Source organism: Nitrospirota bacterium, assembly GCA_016207885.1.
Taxonomy (GTDB): Bacteria; Nitrospirota; Thermodesulfovibrionia; order UBA6902; family UBA6902; genus JACQZG01.
In genome coordinates this window covers 48,638-65,659 of sequence record JACQZE010000008.1, presented here as the reverse complement: position 1 = coordinate 65,659, position 17,022 = coordinate 48,638, and the positions used below count along the sequence as shown (strand labels likewise).

General features: G+C 47.3%; 19 protein-coding genes. 15 read left to right on the top strand and 4 right to left on the bottom strand.

Annotation, left to right across the window (positions count from 1 at the left end; all coding sequences use genetic code 11):
* Positions 1-39: 39 nt before the first annotated feature.
* The 3 genes from HY807_06605 (at position 40) to HY807_06595 (ending at position 2,379) form a co-directional block, all read left to right on the top strand.
* Positions 40-753: a DNA alkylation repair protein gene (locus HY807_06605; protein ID MBI4826077.1), complete on the top strand. Its 714-nt coding sequence runs from the start codon at positions 40-42 to the stop codon at positions 751-753.
* Positions 754-1,143: a pyridoxamine 5'-phosphate oxidase family protein gene (locus HY807_06600; protein MBI4826076.1), complete on the top strand. Its 390-nt coding sequence runs from the start codon at positions 754-756 to the stop codon at positions 1,141-1,143.
* A 102-nt stretch (positions 1,144-1,245) separates the two neighbouring features.
* Positions 1,246-2,379: an MBL fold metallo-hydrolase gene (locus HY807_06595; protein ID MBI4826075.1), complete on the top strand. Its 1,134-nt coding sequence runs from the start codon at positions 1,246-1,248 to the stop codon at positions 2,377-2,379.
* Positions 2,380-2,425: 46 nt separating this feature from the next.
* Here the strand turns inward: HY807_06595 and HY807_06590 are convergent, their stop codons facing one another.
* Both HY807_06590 and HY807_06585 read right to left on the bottom strand, forming a co-directional pair.
* Positions 2,426-4,336 (bottom strand): hypothetical protein, encoded by a 1,911-nt coding sequence (locus HY807_06590; protein ID MBI4826074.1) that lies wholly within the window; start codon positions 4,334-4,336, stop codon positions 2,426-2,428.
* A 157-nt stretch (positions 4,337-4,493) separates the two neighbouring features.
* Positions 4,494-6,185, bottom strand: coding sequence for a hypothetical protein (locus HY807_06585; GenBank protein ID MBI4826073.1), 1,692 nt, complete (start codon positions 6,183-6,185; stop codon positions 4,494-4,496).
* A 79-nt stretch (positions 6,186-6,264) separates the two neighbouring features.
* On the opposite strand from HY807_06585, the gene HY807_06580 reads away from it, so the two are divergent.
* The 7 genes from HY807_06580 to HY807_06550 all read left to right on the top strand — a co-directional run bounded on the left by HY807_06580 (position 6,265) and on the right by HY807_06550 (position 9,832).
* On the top strand, positions 6,265-7,128 hold the full coding sequence (locus HY807_06580) for a class I SAM-dependent methyltransferase (protein ID MBI4826072.1): 864 nt from the start codon (positions 6,265-6,267) through the stop codon (positions 7,126-7,128).
* Positions 7,113-7,928, top strand: a complete 816-nt coding sequence (locus tag HY807_06575; GenBank protein ID MBI4826071.1) for an RNA methyltransferase — start codon at positions 7,113-7,115, stop codon at positions 7,926-7,928. Before HY807_06580 ends, HY807_06575 begins: the two co-directional genes overlap by 16 nt.
* A gap of 2 nt (positions 7,929-7,930) precedes the next feature.
* Positions 7,931-8,299 (top strand): hypothetical protein, encoded by a 369-nt coding sequence (locus HY807_06570; GenBank protein ID MBI4826070.1) that lies wholly within the window; start codon positions 7,931-7,933, stop codon positions 8,297-8,299.
* A gap of 135 nt (positions 8,300-8,434) precedes the next feature.
* Complete coding sequence (locus HY807_06565) at positions 8,435-8,677, top strand: type II toxin-antitoxin system prevent-host-death family antitoxin (GenBank protein MBI4826069.1); 243 nt, start codon at positions 8,435-8,437, stop codon at positions 8,675-8,677.
* On the top strand, positions 8,674-9,093 hold the full coding sequence (locus HY807_06560) for a type II toxin-antitoxin system VapC family toxin (GenBank protein ID MBI4826068.1): 420 nt from the start codon (positions 8,674-8,676) through the stop codon (positions 9,091-9,093). Before HY807_06565 ends, HY807_06560 begins: the two co-directional genes overlap by 4 nt.
* A 141-nt stretch (positions 9,094-9,234) precedes the next feature.
* On the top strand, positions 9,235-9,444 hold the full coding sequence (locus HY807_06555; protein MBI4826067.1) for a DUF2191 domain-containing protein: 210 nt from the start codon (positions 9,235-9,237) through the stop codon (positions 9,442-9,444).
* Positions 9,437-9,832: a PIN domain-containing protein gene (locus HY807_06550; protein MBI4826066.1), complete on the top strand. Its 396-nt coding sequence runs from the start codon at positions 9,437-9,439 to the stop codon at positions 9,830-9,832. Before HY807_06555 ends, HY807_06550 begins: the two co-directional genes overlap by 8 nt.
* 2 nt (positions 9,833-9,834) lie before the next feature.
* Here the strand turns inward: HY807_06550 and HY807_06545 are convergent, their stop codons facing one another.
* A complete protein-coding gene (locus HY807_06545; GenBank protein ID MBI4826065.1) occupies positions 9,835-11,622 on the bottom strand; it encodes a phosphoenolpyruvate carboxykinase (GTP) in 1,788 nt (595 codons plus the stop codon).
* Between the two features lie 172 nt (positions 11,623-11,794).
* On the opposite strand from HY807_06545, the gene HY807_06540 reads away from it, so the two are divergent.
* Positions 11,795-12,451 carry a site-2 protease family protein gene (locus HY807_06540; GenBank protein ID MBI4826064.1) on the top strand — a complete coding sequence of 219 codons (657 nt, stop codon included), beginning with the start codon at positions 11,795-11,797 and terminating at the stop codon, positions 12,449-12,451.
* A 12-nt stretch (positions 12,452-12,463) separates the two neighbouring features.
* Positions 12,464-13,456 (top strand): tryptophan--tRNA ligase, encoded by a 993-nt coding sequence (gene trpS, locus HY807_06535; protein ID MBI4826063.1) that lies wholly within the window; start codon positions 12,464-12,466, stop codon positions 13,454-13,456.
* A gap of 12 nt (positions 13,457-13,468) precedes the next feature.
* On the opposite strand, the gene HY807_06530 is transcribed toward trpS, so the two are convergent.
* The gene (locus HY807_06530) at positions 13,469-14,083 is read right to left on the bottom strand and encodes a DedA family protein (protein ID MBI4826062.1); all 615 of its coding nucleotides are present in this window, start codon (positions 14,081-14,083) and stop codon (positions 13,469-13,471) included.
* Positions 14,084-14,291: 208 nt separating this feature from the next.
* Between HY807_06530 and HY807_06525 the strand changes: the two genes are divergently transcribed.
* The 3 genes from HY807_06525 (at position 14,292) to ettA (ending at position 17,021) form a co-directional block, all read left to right on the top strand.
* Complete coding sequence (locus HY807_06525) at positions 14,292-14,807, top strand: peptidylprolyl isomerase (protein MBI4826061.1); 516 nt, start codon at positions 14,292-14,294, stop codon at positions 14,805-14,807.
* Between the two features lie 189 nt (positions 14,808-14,996).
* On the top strand, positions 14,997-15,197 hold the full coding sequence (locus HY807_06520; GenBank protein ID MBI4826060.1) for a cold-shock protein: 201 nt from the start codon (positions 14,997-14,999) through the stop codon (positions 15,195-15,197).
* Between the two features lie 138 nt (positions 15,198-15,335).
* On the top strand, positions 15,336-17,021 hold the full coding sequence (gene ettA / locus HY807_06515; protein ID MBI4826059.1) for an energy-dependent translational throttle protein EttA: 1,686 nt from the start codon (positions 15,336-15,338) through the stop codon (positions 17,019-17,021).
* Position 17,022 lies beyond the last annotated feature (1 nt).

Sequence of the window (17,022 nt, the reverse complement as noted above, 5' to 3'; positions counted from 1 at the left end):
CTCAAGACCGCTAAGAACACAGCCATCAAAGAGATAACCATGAGCGCAGAGACAGTCAAAAAGATACAGCAGGAATTACGCTGTTGCGGGGATAAGATCATCGCTGAGCATTCGCAGAGATATTTTAAGACCGGCAAGGGTGAATACGCGGAAGGCGATAAATTCCTCGGGTTGCGAGTGCCGGTGATTCGGAAAATGGTAAATAAGCATCGCGGGATAACGATCGATGATTGCGTAAAACTCCTGTCATCAGAATTTCACGAAGAGCGGTTATTCGCCCTGCTCTCTCTTGTAGCGTTATACAAAATATCAGATGAGGCGGTCAGGGAAAATATCTTCAAGCTTTACCTGAAAAATTCGAAGCATATAAACAACTGGGATCTGATAGACCTTTCTTCACCGAATATAATCGGCAGTCATTTGTATGACCGCGACAGAAAGATACTCTATGACCTTGCAAGATCAAAGAGCCTGTGGAAGCGGAGGATCGCTGTCATGGCAACATTTTATTTCATCAGGGAGAATGATTTTGATGACTCGCTGAAGCTGGCAGAACTCCTTCTTCAGGATAAAGAAGACCTGATACATAAGGCGACAGGCTGGATGCTGCGTGAGATATGGAAGAGAGATACAAAGGCCGCGGAAAGATTTCTCAAGAGCCATCTGAAGATAATGCCGCGCACCATGCTCAGGTACGCAATAGAAAAAATGCCTGAAGAAAGAAGAATGAAATACTTAAAAGGAGTGATATAAATGGATCTGAAGAACTATTTTGAAAATGCAAAGGGCACAGGAGTATTTTCTACCGCTGATTCAGATGGAAAGGTAAATGCAGCCATCTACGGCCGTCCGCATGTTTTTGATGACGGCACCATCGCCTTCTTAATGCGTCAGAAGCTGACACACCATAATCTTCAATCCAATCCATATGCCATGTTCCTCTTTCACGAAAGCGCGCCCGGTTACAGCGGGATCAGGCTTTACCTGAAGAAGATAAAGGAAGAGACAGAGTCACCGCTCATTGCAAAGATGACGAGAGGCAGCCTCACGCCTGAGGAGGACAAGGCAAAAGGCCCGAAGCATCTCGTGCATTTCAAGGTTGAGAAGATACTGCCTCTTATCGGCAGCGGAACAACTGGTTAAGGCGGCGTCACTTCATCATTCTGAAAAGCTCAAGCGCATCATCACTGATATATAATAAGAAAAGAAACCAACAATTTTAACACTTGAGAAAAGGAGCATGCGATGTCAGATACGAAGAGCATATCCCCTGCTGAGCTTAAGAAGCGCCTTGATGAACTGAAGGTCGAGTTTCTCTTTGACCTCAGGAATGAAGACGAATTCAAGGCATGGCGGATTGAGGGCAAGGAAGATTTCCCTGTGCTGAATATACCTCAGATAGATTTTGTCGGTGAAGAAACCCGCCACTTGAATCGTTTTCCGAAAGACAAGGAGATAATCGCGGTCTGCGCGCACGGCGATTCATCGCTTTATGAGGCGGAACTTCTTACCGGGAAAGGCTTCAATGCCGTGAACCTTGAGGGCGGCATGGACGCGTGGAGCGAATACTACGAGATACACAAGGCATCGGACGCGCCGGTCATTTATCAGATATACAGGACTTCAAGAGGCTGCATGTGTCATATGACAGTCTCCGGCAATGAGGCAGTTGTCATAGACCCGGGAAGGCATATTGAAAAGATAATCGCCTTCGCTGATTCGCTGGGCGCAAAGATCACGCATGTAATTGACACTCACCTTCACGCAGACCATATATCAGGCGCAAGGGATCTTGCGCAAAAGGCCGGGGCGAAGTTCTTCATGAATCCCATAGATGCCGAAGGAGCGACATTTAAATTCGAGCCGCTTACAGACGGCATGGAGATAATATCAGGTGATAACAATTTCTTTGCGATACACACGCCCGGCCACACTCCCGGGATAACAAGCCTGCTCTTAAACGGCAAATATCTTTTCACAGGCGATACGATAATGAAGACTGACATGGGGCGCCCTGACCTTGGTGGCAAGGCTGAGGAATGGGCAGGCATGCTTTACAATACGCTCTTTAATAAGCTCAAAAGTCTTGGCGACGATATAATCATCCTGCCGTCACATGCTGACTCCATCAAGGAGCAGGGCGAAAGCAATATCGTCTCGCTCACATTGGGCGAAGCAAGACGCGACAGCAAGCTCTTCAGCCTTACGGATGACAGAGAGTTCATAATGTACATCCTGGAGAGCCTGCCGAAAAATCCTGAAAGCTATCAGGAGATGAGAAAGGCGAACCTCGGCATCATTTCACCTGACGAAGCAAAGAAGAAAGAGCTTGAGATAGGCAAGAACCTCTGCGTCATGAAGAAGACGGAACAGGCTTAAAAGAAAAAGGAGCGGGTTTCCCCGCCCCTTCCCGAATTTAAAAAGTTTATAGCCCTTCTACATCATGGCATTCGCCGCAGGCATTGGTGTACGGAACCGGCATTGCTTTTCCAGGGTCTATGCCTTTAACCCCGGCGTTGTCCTTCCTCGGCACATCGAAGATATGTGACGTAATGTCATTGACCCAGTAATTCTTTCCGTCCTTACGCACAAGGCCCTTTCCAAAGCCCGCGCCTGTCACCATCGTCTTTGTGTTATGGCAGTCGATGCAGTAGATGTTGCTGTGCTCTTCTTTCACCTTGTCTTTGGTGTGCGCCTTTATGTCAGATTTATCCTTATGACAGCCGGTGCAGAGAGAGTTGTTTTCATCTCTCACCTCTGCCTTCAACTGGTGTTTAACCTCAGTGACTCCGTGAGGATCATGGCAGTCAACACATATCATGATGTGGTTTCCGTTCCTGTACTTTTTAGACTTAATGAAGTCCGTACCCTGCTGGTGGTGGGACTTGGAGTGGATGCCGTCAGGCCAGAAATCTTTCTGCGAGGCGTCTTCCCTGCTCGTGAAGTTGACGAGAAACTCGTTCCTGCTCGTTCCAGGAGTCATCATCTTATTGTCCTTGCTTACCGGCTGGTCGTTCTTCAGGTTCCCCTGCGGCCTGCTGTGGCACTGCTCGCAGATAACCGAAGCCCGTTCAGGCGCAAGCTTGCGCGGGCTTACAATGGTTGATGCCTTTTTCGCCTTCGGGGCCTTTACGTGCTCTGAGCCGGGCCCATGGCAGACCTCGCAGCCTATATTCAGCTCGTTCGGCGTCCCGTCGCCGTCAATGTCAGCTTCGCCGTTGGGGTCGTTCACAGCGCCGGCAACATAGTCGCCCGCGACAGTCGGCGTGAGGCTGTACCCTGTGAAGTGGCAGGAAGCGCACTCCACTTCAAAAGATTTCTTCTTCGGAGGGTCGGTCAGCTTCATAGTCTCCGCGTTAAAGAGCCAGTCGGCGTGGTAATCCCTGAAGGGTTTTCTCGTCCTGTCGGCAAAACTCTCGTCCCCATTTGAATTGAACTGGACAAATGGGAAGAGATAATCGCCTGACCTGTAGAGGTATCTCTGTTTGTAGAGGCCGCCGCCGTAGGTCATCTCGACCGTATATGTCCTTGCCGTGTCTGAAGCATCCTTCATATTCTCGGTTCTGAATTTAAGCATGCCGTCGCTGTCTTTAAAGAAAGTTGCCGTAAAGTTTACTGAAGCGGTATCCTCGGGCATCTTTTCAGAGATCATATATTTGTCAAAGCCCCTCTCCTTATCAAAACCGTAGAAGTAGAACTTTGTGCCGGCGATGAGCCTGTTCAGCCCGTCATTGAAGTTCGGGAACCTTGAATAGTCCTGAAGCTTGCCCGGCTTTCCTATAACGCTTATGCCGAGTTTGTGAAGGGTCTTCTTCTCGGTCTTAAACGCGGAATGGCAGGTGATGCACTTTGATGATCCTACATAAACCGCGTTTTCCGGGACACTGCCGGAGACAAGGATAGTTATATCTTTGCCGGCAAAATCGGCAGTTGTCATGGCCTCGTTCGACTTGTCTCCGCCCGGAAGGTATGTCTTCTCGGAAGGCATGACAAAGATAAAGTACTTGCCGTCCGGAATACCGGTTATTGTGAAACGGCCCTTTTTGTCAGTGGAACCGTTTATATACTTGTCGATATTCGCGGAGAGGTTATCCTCAAGAGGCTCATCATTGGGAGAGTTCTGCTTCACTTCAAGCGCGGTCTTTCCCATCGCCTCAACATCAGCCGAAGGGATAAGGTAGACAGATGCGTTCCCGATCTTTTGTCCTGAAGCGTCCTGTACCGTCCCCTTCAGTGTGTTGCCGGCCTTCTTCTCCTCAGCCTGTGATCCGAAGGCGAAAAAAGCGGCTATTAAAAAAGTGGCGCACAACACTGCTGCAAAATTCCTCAGTTTCATAATTTTCCTCCTTTATGCTTGACAGTTTATTATGATAAGGATGAATCATTGTGTATCCGGTACATCCACTTCAACTTAAGGATATTTCAAGTATAGCACCATACTTCTGTAAGTCAATACCGTAACTAAAAGCGCACTTTGTGATTGAACTCAGGCCTCACTTGCGCTTCCATATATGTTCGAAATTGCAGATGAGGACTAACGTGCTGCCTGATGCTCCTTTAACAACCTCTCCCTTATCATTGATGGCGAGCAGCAGGTCATCAAGTTTTAATAATGACCCGTCATAGTTCACGTTCCAGAGATCGTCTTTGACCTGTTCCAGAAGCACCCTGCATTGCGCTTCATTAAGAATGCCCTTTACAGAAGCTTTTCTCAGATCTATAGGCTCAAATAACGGGCCTGTCTGCTCTGCCACCCAATCGTCAGGGCCGTTATAATAACCGCGGATGGTGATGTAATTACGGTCTTCCTGCAAAACAGGATTGCCTTCAGGGTCGAAAATATTCTTGTGAGATTCATAGCGCCTCGTGTCTGATGATGACTCTATCTTTGAGCTGCCTGTCATATAGATAGCCCTCACATAGACACAGGGTATGCCGAGCTTATTCAATTCATGGGCAATGGCAAACTCTTCAAACGGGCTGTTTATGCCGAACTCGCGTATCTTGGGGTTGTATCCTTCCTCATCTTCTCTCGGCATCTCGCCGACCCTTGAGGTCTCCCATACAAGATGTATATTGTCCTTTGTAAGCGTATAATAAACTTCCTGTGTATCGGACAATCTTATGGACGGGGTCTTCCTCCACCTTTCCGGCAGAAAATAGTCGAAGAGACGGGCATTGCTGCCGACAACCCAGAGATGCCCTCCGGTGCTCTCCGCATGGCCGTAAATATAAGGCACTCCCATTACCTCCATCTTCGACAGATGCACAGGCAGAGGCGTCGGGGTAAAACGGTCCCTCTGGTCATCAAGATAGGAATGCCTTCTGAATTGTTTTACTTCAGCCTCATGTTCAGGAGTAGGTAAAAGAAGTTCATAGTCAACCACTGAATAGTTCTTGATGCTGACAAGATCATAAAGCCGCTCAATCTGATCCTTTGCCTTTCCCATGTCCTTGATCAGTTCAGTATCATTTACGCTGATTATGATATGCTCGGGCTTCATGTCAGCTACCAGATATCCCTTCTTATTAAGGTCCGCGGTAACCGCCGCATCAAGCGCTTTAATATGATGAATAAGCTCATCATGGCTGACATCTATATGCTCAAAGATTTCAGGGATATTGTAGCCCTCTATCCATCCATAAATAAGTTTGTACTGTTTTAATATGTCGAGGTCAATGCCGGGGTGTTTCGCCCTTATCCGGTTTATCTTTGCCTTGGACCTCCCGCTCTGCCATATCTGCATCTTTTCCGGCGGCACATATATCGCAAGCGGATGCTGGGTCTTTATCTTCAAATCTTGCGGGCCGAATCTGCCTTCACGCATCTCCATGACAAGAGAGAACTCCTCCCACGGGCTGTTGAATTCAGCGTCGCAGAATTCCTGCAGTGTATGAGTATTAAAAGGCACATCCTCGCCTACACGGCAATTCTTGACAACAAGGTCAATGCTCTTGCCGTTCACTTTTTTTGTAGGGAGCTTGAATACAGAACCTGTGCCTTTGAGTCTTGTTTTGTATTTATTGAACCACCCCTTTTCATACCAGTTCCGTATATCCAGATGCTCCTCATGCTCTCTCGCAAACCTGGTCAAGTAGATGTCGCCGTTGTCACTTGATTTATAGTGGACATACACGACTCCCAGCACATTGACAAGCGTCTTTTTATGTATCTTATCCGGCATAACTGTGTCCTTTACCTTAAGAATTTATACTGCAAGAAATATTAACATAGTAAATAAATTAAATTGTTATAATTATAAAATGAAAAAACTATCAGAACATTCTGACTATCAGCTCCTTGATTCGGGCAGCGGCAACAAGCTGGAGCGCGTTGGCCAACACCTGCTGGTCCGTCCCTCTCCACAATCTGTCTGGCTGCCTTCACTGCCTGAAAATAAATGGAATGAGGCAGATGCCGTCTATATCAGGAGTTCGTCAGGAGGAGGCAAGTGGAAGTTCAACCGCCGCCTGCCTGAAAAGTGGGAGATAGAATATGAAGGCTACAGATTCATCATAAAGCCCACAGGCTTCGGACATCTCGGAATTTTCCCTGAGCAGAAAGATAGCTGGAAATGGATTACAGAAAATATAAAAAGAGCAGATAGAGAAATCAATGTATTGAACCTTTTTGCATACACAGGCGGAAGCACGCTGGCTGCCGCGTCAGCAGGCGCGAATGTCTGTCATTTAGACGCTGCCAAAGGTATTGTGGATTGGGGAAGAGAGAATGCGGCTCTTTCAGGTTTAGGCGATCGTTCAATACGCTGGATAGTTGATGATGTGACAAAGTTCATCAGCAAAGAGATCCGCAGGGGCAAGAGATATGACGCTATCATACTTGACCCTCCATCATTCGGACGCGGGAATAAAGGAGAGGTCTGGAAGATAGAGGATGACCTGCCGAAACTGCTGCGCGACTGTAGGGAGATATTAAGCGACAACCCTCTATTTGTTTTGCTGAGCTGCCACTCTTCCGGATTCACTCCGATAGTATTGCAAAACCTTGTGGATGATATGATGAAAAAAGCTGGAGGGATATCATCAGGCGCGGAGATGATTATCACTGAGTCAGGATCAGGAAGGCTTCTGCCCTGCGGATGCTATGCAAGGTGGTCATCAAAGTAATGGAGATCATAACGAGCCTGAAGAACCCGAAGGTCATGGATGCTGTTAAGCTGAATGAAAGAAAGCACCGTGAAGAGACCGGGCTATTTCTCATCGAAGGCGCAAGAGAGTTACAACTCGCTATCAAAGGCGGCACTGCGCTCTACAGACTATTTTATTGTGAAGAGCACTTTAGAGATGATGAGGCAGGCAGAATAGTTGAGGCTGCTTTAAACAAAGGCGCTGAGCTTATACCTGTTACCGCAAAGGTATTTCAAAAGATGGTCTACAGAGAAGGTTCATCCGGCATTCTTGCAGTTGCACGTCAAGATAAAAAGAAATTTGGTGATATTTCGTTAAGTAATCCTCCCCTCTTAATCGTTGTCGAAGGTGCGGAAAAACCCGGCAACCTCGGAGCGATACTGCGCTCTGCTGATGCAGCAGGAGTTGACGGCGTTATCGTATGCGGAAAGAGCACTGATATCTATAACCCGAATGTCGTCAGGGCAAGCACGGGCGCCCTCTTTACCGTAGCGGTAGTCGAATCAACAACTGAAGAAACAATCCAATGGCTTAAAGATAAGAAGATAAGCATGATAGCAGCCACGCCCGATGCAGAAACGATCTACTTTGACGCTGACCTGAACAAAGCCTGCGCCATCGTGATGGGAAGCGAGCATGAAGGCCTGCATAACGCACTGCTGAACGCGGCGGATATGAAGGTCATGATCCCGATGAAAGGCGAGACAGATTCACTAAATCTTTCAGCCGCAACTGCTGTGATACTTTACGAAGCGATCAGGCAACGCACGGGAAAGTAAGCATGGATAAAATATTAATAATAATATCTGTAATGTTCAGCTTTATAGAGCTTGCCTTTCCTGTATGGGGAATAATATTGACCGTCATATTGATGAGGAAAGGACTTAGTAGCTGGAAAGCATGGGGAATTATATCTTCATCTTTTGTGGTAGAGGTTTACTTGATAGGTACATATATTGGCTATAACTTAGGAGCGTATTTATTTATTTTTCTCTCAGCAATTCCAGATATTATATTTGAGAATATCATAGGGGCAAGCCCTGTTTATCGTAGTGAAGTTGATATATGGTTCTGGACTATTCCACCGCTTATTTTTGTAGTGATCCCCACAATAGCTTTATATTTTTCATCTAAGCAGAATAAAAATTAAGAATAAAAATAGGACGAACAGCAGAAGAACAGGGTCAGACTTGACTATTGACATTTAGGCAATCCCCACTTGCTTTTTTATCAGGCTGGTCTATATACTGGTCTATAGAGTAAATCCACATTGCAGGAGAAGATCATGAAGATTGAAATTGGTTCGTATGAAGCGAAAACCAAGCTCCCTGAATTACTGCGGCAGGTCAAATCCGGCAAGAGCTTTACCATCACCAATCGTGGAGAAGCTATTGCGGATCTGGTGCCCAGCATAGGCGCGAGGGTGAAGGACAAAGTTGCGGCAGCGGAAAAGCTTAAGGCATTCATGTTAGCCGATCCGGTGCGTGGCGTGAATATCAAGGCGCTCATCGAGGAGGGGCGCGCATGAGTTTTGTCCTGGATAACTCTGTTACCATGCGCTGGTTTTTTGGTGATGGCAAACCTCAAGAACTTGCCTATGCTGGCAAGGTGCTTGATGCGATGAAACAAGACAACGCCATTGTACCAGCAACATGGGGGCTTGAGGTGGCAAACGTCATTGCCAGGGCGGAAGCAAAAGGCCTGGTGACAGAAGCGCGTAGCGGCACATTTCTTGAGATGCTGGAAGGCGTTGATATTGAGGTGGATGCGGCCACGTTCTCACACGCGCTGTCTGATACCCTGCAATTAGCAAGGCGATACAAGTTGTCTGCTTATGATGCATCCTACCTTGAGTTGGCATTGCGCCGGGGCATACCATTGGCGACGCTTGACGAAAATTTACAAAAGGCCGCAAAGAAAGCCGGTGTGAAAAAGTTTGCTTAACCTTTCAGCCGCAACCGCTGTTATACTTTATGAAGCAATCAGACAACGCAGGGTTTAGTAAGAATCAATCCGATTTATTGTTTGCACAGACAGCATGAAAATGTTAAAATTTATCATGCTTAATATTTATGGAGGTTTATCATGTCAAGAATGACCATAACACTGCCTAATGATCTGCTGGACGAGCTTATGTCAGAGCTCAAGGCTAAAAGCAAAACCGGCGCAGTCATAGAGGCCATAAAAGACGAGATCAGGATGAAAAAGAAAGAGAAGATCAAGGCAATGGCCGGCAAGATGGAATTTTCAAAGTCAGCTTCTGAACTCAGGCATAAGGATAAGAGACTTGGATAAAGTATTGGTTGACACTTCCGCATGGATCGAGTTTTTCAAGAATAAGGAGCCTTATCACAGAATAATCAGAGACCTGATAGATGGTAACAGGATATGCTGTATCGGCATAATTCTTGCCGAGTTGATACAGGGCGCAAAATCAGATAAGGAACTGGCAGTGTTAAAAGACTTCCTGCACGTATTTGATTTTTTCCATGAAGATGTAACTCTATGGGAAAAGGCAGGAACGCTTTCCTACACCCTGCACAAAAAGGGTAAGACAATAGGACTTGCCGATTGCTTTATAGCTGTTATCGCAAACACTAACAAGTCATATCTCTTAACCCTTGATAAGGATTTTGAAAATATCAAAGGCGCGACTGCTTTAAAACTGTATCCGGTAAAGTAAAATCACCCCAGCCGATTCTTGAATTCCTCAAGCTGCTTCTTCAGCCTCTCAGGCAGGCGATTGCCGAATTTAGCGAAGTGACTTTCAATATCAGGGATCTCGGCCTTCCACGCATCTGTATCAACGCTCATTATCTCTCTGATCTTATCAGGAGATATATCAAGTCCTTTAGTGTCAAGGTCGCCTTCATTCGGCAGCAGGCCGATTGAGGCCTTCTGCGCTCCTGCATTTCCGTCAACACGGTCGCACATCCATTTGAGCACGCGGCTGTTGTCGCTGAAGCCGGGCCATAGGAATTTACCTTCATCGCTCTTTCTGAACCAGTTAACATAAAAGACCCTCGGCGCTTTATCACCGAGCTTGTCGCCCATATCAAGCCAGTGTTTGAAATAGTCGCCCATGTTGTATCCGCAGAACGGCGTCATTGCAAAAGGGTCGCGCCTGAGATTTCCAAGCGCGCCGATATTGGCAGCGGTCGTCTCAGAGGCTGCGGTGGAACCGAGAAATACGCCGTGATCCCAGTTGAATGCCTCGTATACCAACGGCACAACAGTGCTGCGGCGGCCGCCGAATATAAAGATATCAATGGGAACGCCCTCAGGCTTTTCCCAGTCCTTACATATCACAGGGCAGTTAGACGCGGGAGCGGTGAAGCGCGCATTCGCATGAGCTGCATCTGTCGGGCTGTCAGGTGTCCAGTCTTTCCCCTTCCAGTCTATCGCGTGCGCAGGCTCATCGCCGTCCATGCCCTCCCACCATACATCACCGTCATCTGTGAGCGCGCAGTTGGTGAAGATAACATTCTCCTTTATCGAATCCATAGCCATAGGGTTTGTGCTGTATGATGTTCCGGGCGCAACACCGAAGAAGCCATTCTCAGGATTTATAGCATGAAGACGTCCATCCAGCCCGACCTTCATCCATGCGATATCATCGCCGATACATTCACATTTCCAGCCGGGAACCGAAGGCTGCATCATTGCAAGGTTGGTCTTGCCGCAGGCAGAAGGGAAAGCTGCCGCGATATGGTACTGCTTGCCATTCGGGTTCGTCAGGCGGAGTATGAGCATATGCTCTGCCATCCAGCCTTCACGCCTTGCCATGGCAGATGCTATGCGGAGCGCGAGGCACTTCTTCCCAAGCAGTGCGTTTCCGCCGTAGCCTGAGCCGTAAGACCAGATAAGGTTCTCTTCAGGGAAATGGCTGATGTACTTCTTCTCTATCGGAGCGCACGGCCACTTGCTGTCTTCCTGCCCTTCCGCAAGCGGCGCGCCAATCGAATGAAGGCATGGTATGAAGTCGCCGTCTGTGCCTAACAGGTCAAGCACTCTGGAGCTTACGCGAGTCATGATATGCATATTGATGACAACGTATGGGCTGTCTGAGATCTCAATTCCGATGTGCGATATCGGAGAACCGATCGGCCCCATGGAAAAAGGTATGACATACATTGTGCGTCCCTTCATGCAACCGTTGTAAAGGCCGAGCATGATCTTTTTCAATTCAGCCGGAGGCATCCAGTTGTTCGTGGGGCCGGCTTCCTCCTGCAGGGTTGTGCTGATATATGTGTTGTCCTCAACACGCGCCACATCGCTCGGGTCAGACCTGAAGAGAAAACTGTGAGGACGCTTCTTAAGAGGTATGGCAATGCCGCTCTTGAGAAGTTTATTTATCATAAGGTCGTACTCTTCCCTGGAACCGTTGCATATATATATATCGTCGGGCTTACACAGATCCGACACTTCCTTTATCCAATTGTTAAGTTTTTTGTTGTTAACTGTGACATTCATGGTATCTCCTCTTTAACCTGCTCATCTCATTATTTGAAAGCCTTAAATTATACAAGTTGCCGCAAGAAAAATTCCAGAATCAGGAGAATAGCGCGCAGTAAACATTAAAGCCGTTTCACTTTAGGCGGTCAGAATGTTATTATTCTAAACTCTTTTAGAAAGGTTATATATCTTGGATCCGTCAATACTCAAACAGATAACTGTATCAGCTCTGCCTATCCTTTTTGCCATCACATTCCATGAGGCATCTCACGGCTTTGTGGCAGACAAGCTCGGTGACCCGACCGCAAAGTTCACAGGAAGGCTGACGCTGAACCCGCTCGCTCACATAGACCCTGTAGGGACAGTGCTGATGCCTATCATGCTGCTGGTGCTGACGCACGGACAGTTCATGTTCGGATACGCAAAGCCGGTGCCTATCAACCCGAATAATTTCAAAGACCCCAAGCGTGACATGGCCCTCTCAGCCGCTGCCGGGCCTGTATCAAACATCCTCCTTGCAGTTTTAAGCATGATAGCCATCAAGTTTATAGTATTTCCCCTGTACGCCCTGCTTGGCGGGGCAGGCACAGCATTCTTCAAACCTATGAGCATGATGCTTCAGGCGAGTGTAATATTTAATGTCGTCCTTGCTGTCTTTAATATGATACCTGTGCCGCCTCTTGACGGAGGCAGGGTGCTTGTAGGGCTTCTGCCGCACAAACAGGCGATGGCATACAGCAGGATCGAGCCCTTTGGTTTTTTAATACTCATTCTGCTTATTTCAACAGGGATGACAAGGTTCTTTGTCGAACCTATTGTTAACTTTTTTTTATCTATACTTCTTTAGAAAGGTGAGCCTATGTCTGTAAAAAAACGTGTATTGAGCGGGGTGCAGCCGAGTGGTAAACTGCATATCGGAAATCTTGTAGGAGCGCTTCAGAACTGGGTAAGGCTTCAGGATGAGTACGACTGCTTCTACTTTGTTGCGGACTGGCACGCGCTTACAAGCCAGTACGCAGACACTTCGTCAATAAGAGAGAATGTAAATGACGTCCTTATAAACATGCTTGCCGCAGGGCTTGACCCTGAAAAGTCAACCATATTCCTGCAGTCAAGCCTTCCTGAACACGCGGAGCTCCATCTAATCCTTTCAATGATAACGCCTCTTGGATGGCTTGAGCGCGTGCCGTCATATAAAGAGAAGCAGTTTGAGATTAAAGATAAAGACCTGAACACCTATGGATTCCTCGGATATCCGCTTCTGCAGGCTGCTGACATACTCATGTACAAGGCAGATTACGTTCCGGTAGGCATAGACCAGATGCCGCACCTTGAAATGACGAGAGAGATATGCAGGAGGTTTAATACCTTTTACGGTGATGTCTTTCCCGAGCCTGAAGGACTGCTGACAAAGTTCCCGAAAGTCCCCGGTGTTGACGGCAGGAAGATGAGCAAGTCATACGATAACTGCGTCTATCTGTCAGACACTCCTGAAGACGTTGATAAAAAGATACGGACGATGATGACAGACCCGCAGAGGCAAAGGCGCACGGACGCTGGCGACCCTGAACTTTCACCTGTGTTTCAGCTCCACAAGATATTCTCAACCAAAGAGGAACAGGACGAAGTTGCCGAAGGATGCAGGACCGCAGGCATCGGCTGCATCGACTGCAAAAAGGTTCTGATCAAAAACCTCTTTAAGGTGCTTGAACCGATATGGGAGAAGAGAAAGGAACTGATCGGGAAGCCGGAATATATTAAAGAGGTTATTTCAGCAGGCACTGAGAAAGCAAAGAAGGTCTCTGACAAGACGATGAATGATGTGCGCAAGGCGATAAAGTTTGATCAGTAAGCCTTCTTCTTCTTAATCCCTAACTGCACCGGCGCTCTTCTTTTTATGCGACCTGATGTAAAAGTAGATGATAACAGCGCTGACGATTACTACACCTGCCAAAGCCTGATGGGAATATTGCATGATCAGATCCTGATTTGCGCCTAAGAAATAGCCGATGAAGGTCAGAATAGTCACCCAGATGCCCGCGCCCATGAGAGTGTAAAGAGTGAACTTGAAGTGGTTCATCCCTGCAAGTCCGGCAGGAAGCGAAATCAGGTGTCTCACCACTGGCAGCAATCTTCCTATGAAAGTTGATATCTCTCCGTGTTCATGGAAATACTTTTCAACCTTGGCAAATTTTTCTTCAGTGATCCAGACGTACTTGCCGTACTTCAGCAGAAGCGGCCTGCCTAAATAGTGGGATGCGAAATAGTTCGCGTAAGCGCCCACAAGGCTCCCTGCCGTACCCCAGAAGATAGCGATCCAGATATTCATCTCTCCCTGTTGGGCAAGGTATCCTGCAGGCGGCATCACAAGCTCACTCGGAACTGGAATGATAGAGCTCTCCATAGCCATGAGCAAAAAGATGCCGGGATAGCCCATGACGCCGATAGTATCGACCAGCCACATAATCATTTCATGCATGATATTAACCCCTCAGTTCAAGTGAAATAGATAAAGATATTGATAACTGCGAAATGCTCATTATAGTATCATACGCACCTTGTTAATTGCTTAGGCATAAAACACCTGTCTTGATAATTACACCTGTTTATGTCACTCTAATTACTGAAGATTATCGGAAGGTGTATCCCTTAACTTCAATATAAATCCAAGGAGATTTTCAGATATCATGAAGAGAACACCATTAGTAGCCATACTGGCAGTATTTTTAACGATTTTTGGATGTATTGCCGTTTCTGCTGAGGAAACGGTACAGAAGGCCGCCGAGGTTGCAGACGGCAATACGGTAAAGGTTCTTTACACGCTGACAGTTGATGACAAGGTCATTGACAGATCAATAGATAATGAACCTTTTGAATTCAAGGTCGGAGACAACCAGGTAGTTCCGGGATTTGAAGATGCGATTAAAGGCATGAAACTCGGAGAAAAAAAATCATTCAAGTTAAGCCCGGCTGACGGATACGGGGAAGTAGATCCGGATGCAATTCAGGAGATGCCGCTTACAGAGCTGCCTGCTACTATAGTTCCAGCGCCGGGAATGACCCTTCAGGCCATAAGCCCGGAAGGACAGACAGTGATCGTAACAGTTAAGGAAGTCAAAAAAGATACCGTAGTGATGGACTTTAACCATCCGCTTGCCGGAAAAACGCTTAATTTTGACATAGAGATCGTCGGGATACTGTAATAGAGGATTGCCTGAAACGCAATATCATTATTACAAGATTATTCTTGACTATTTTTTGATAATTATGTAAATTCTTTTAAGAAGATTAAGGAAGTAATCGTTATTTTTAAGCCTCGAAAAGCAACGACTTTACGGTTTACGATGACATACCTACCTTAAGCTTCAAAAATTTATAAGGAGGTATGCTACATGCCAAAAGGAACTGTAAAATGGTTTAACGAGTCCAAAGGCTTCGGTTTCATCACCCAGGAAAACGGAACAGATGTCTTTGCTCACTACTCAGAGATCGTAGGCGAAGGATTCAAGAGCTTGTCAGAAGGCGATCAGGTAACCTTTGAAGTAGAAAAAGGCGACAAAGGCCCGAAAGCAACAAACATCAAAAAGATATAAGTTTGTAGATCTTTCAAACTCAAAAGCAGGCTGCAATAAAATGCAGCCTGCTTTTTTTACGTTTATACTTCATTATGCTATACTTCAAAACCGCAAAATTTTTATATGCAGCAACCTAAAGAAAGGAAATAAAACAAGATGAGCAACGAGCCTAATAAAGTAATTTACTCCATGATCGGGGTAAGCAAGTTTCATGAGAAAAAAGCTGTCTTAAAAGATATCTATCTCTCCTACTTCTACGGTGCAAAGATAGGCGTCATCGGCCTTAACGGGTCAGGGAAAAGCTCCCTTCTCCGCATACTTGCCGGGGTAGACAAGGAGTTCAACGGCGAGACAGTTCTCTCGCCGGGGCACACCATCGGCTTTCTCGAGCAGGAGCCGAATATCGATGAAAGCAAAACGGTCAGGCAGATAGTTGAGGAAGGAGTTCAGGAGACTGTAGACGCGCTTAATGAATACAACCTCATAAATGAGAAGTTCGCAGAGCCGATGTCTGACGATGAGATGAACAAACTTATCGAGCGTCAGGGGAAGGTGCAGGAGAGACTCGATGCGCTTGATGCCTGGGATCTGGATTCACGCCTTGAGATGGCGATGGATGCCCTGCGCTGCCCTTCCGGAGATACGCCAGTAAAAGTCCTCTCCGGCGGAGAAAAGCGCCGCGTGGCGCTGTGCAGGCTCCTGCTTAAAAAGCCTGACATACTTCTCCTTGACGAGCCCACAAACCACCTTGACGCAGAGACCGTCGCATGGCTTGAGCACCATCTGCAGAGCTATGCCGGAACCATCATAGCAGTGACCCATGACCGGTATTTTCTTGATAATGTCGCAGGCTGGATACTCGAACTCGACAGAGGACAGGGAATACCGTGGAAGGGTAATTACTCTTCATGGCTGGAACAGAAAGGGAACCGTCTTCAGCAGGAAGAGAAGACCGAGAGCGACCGCCAGAAGACGCTCCAGCGCGAGCTTGAGTGGATACGCATGTCTCCCAAAGGGCGGCATGCAAAGGCAAAGGCGCGTATCACCTCATATGAGCAGCTCCTTGCCCAGGATAGCGAAAAAAGCGCAAAAGACCTTGAGATATATATCCCGCCCGGCCCGCGTCTCGGCGATGTGGTCATTGAGGCAAATAATGTGAGCAAGGCATACGGCGACAATATTCTCATGGAAGGAATGACCTTCTCCCTGCCGCCCGGTGGTATAGTGGGAATAATCGGGCCGAACGGCGCCGGAAAAACCACCCTCTTCCGCATGATAACCGGACAGGAAAAACCTGATTCAGGCACTTTTAAAACAGGAGAGACGGTGAAGCTCGCATACGTAGACCAGAGCCGCGACGACCTTGACCCGAAAAAGAGCATCTGGGAGATAATCTCAGACGGCCATGATGTAGTTCAGTTAGGCAAGAGGCAGGTAAATTCACGCGCTTATGTGGCGCGCTTCAATTTTTCAGGCAGCGACCAGCAGAAAAAAGTTTCGATGCTCTCAGGCGGAGAACGCAACCGCGTCCATCTTGCCCGCATGCTCAAAGACGAATGCAATGTCCTTCTGCTTGACGAGCCAACCAACGACCTTGATGTAAACACGATGCGCGCGCTTGAAGAGGCGCTTGAGAATTTTGCAGGATGCGCCGTTGTCATCAGCCATGACAGGTGGTTCCTCGACCGTATCGCCACCCATATGCTCGCCTTCGAAGGCGACAGCAATGTGGTCTGGTTCGAGGGGAACTATTCGGAATATGAAGCTGACAGAAAGAAACGCCTCGGCGCTGCGGCAGACCAGCCGCACCGGCTTAAATACAGGCACCTGACAAGACAATAAT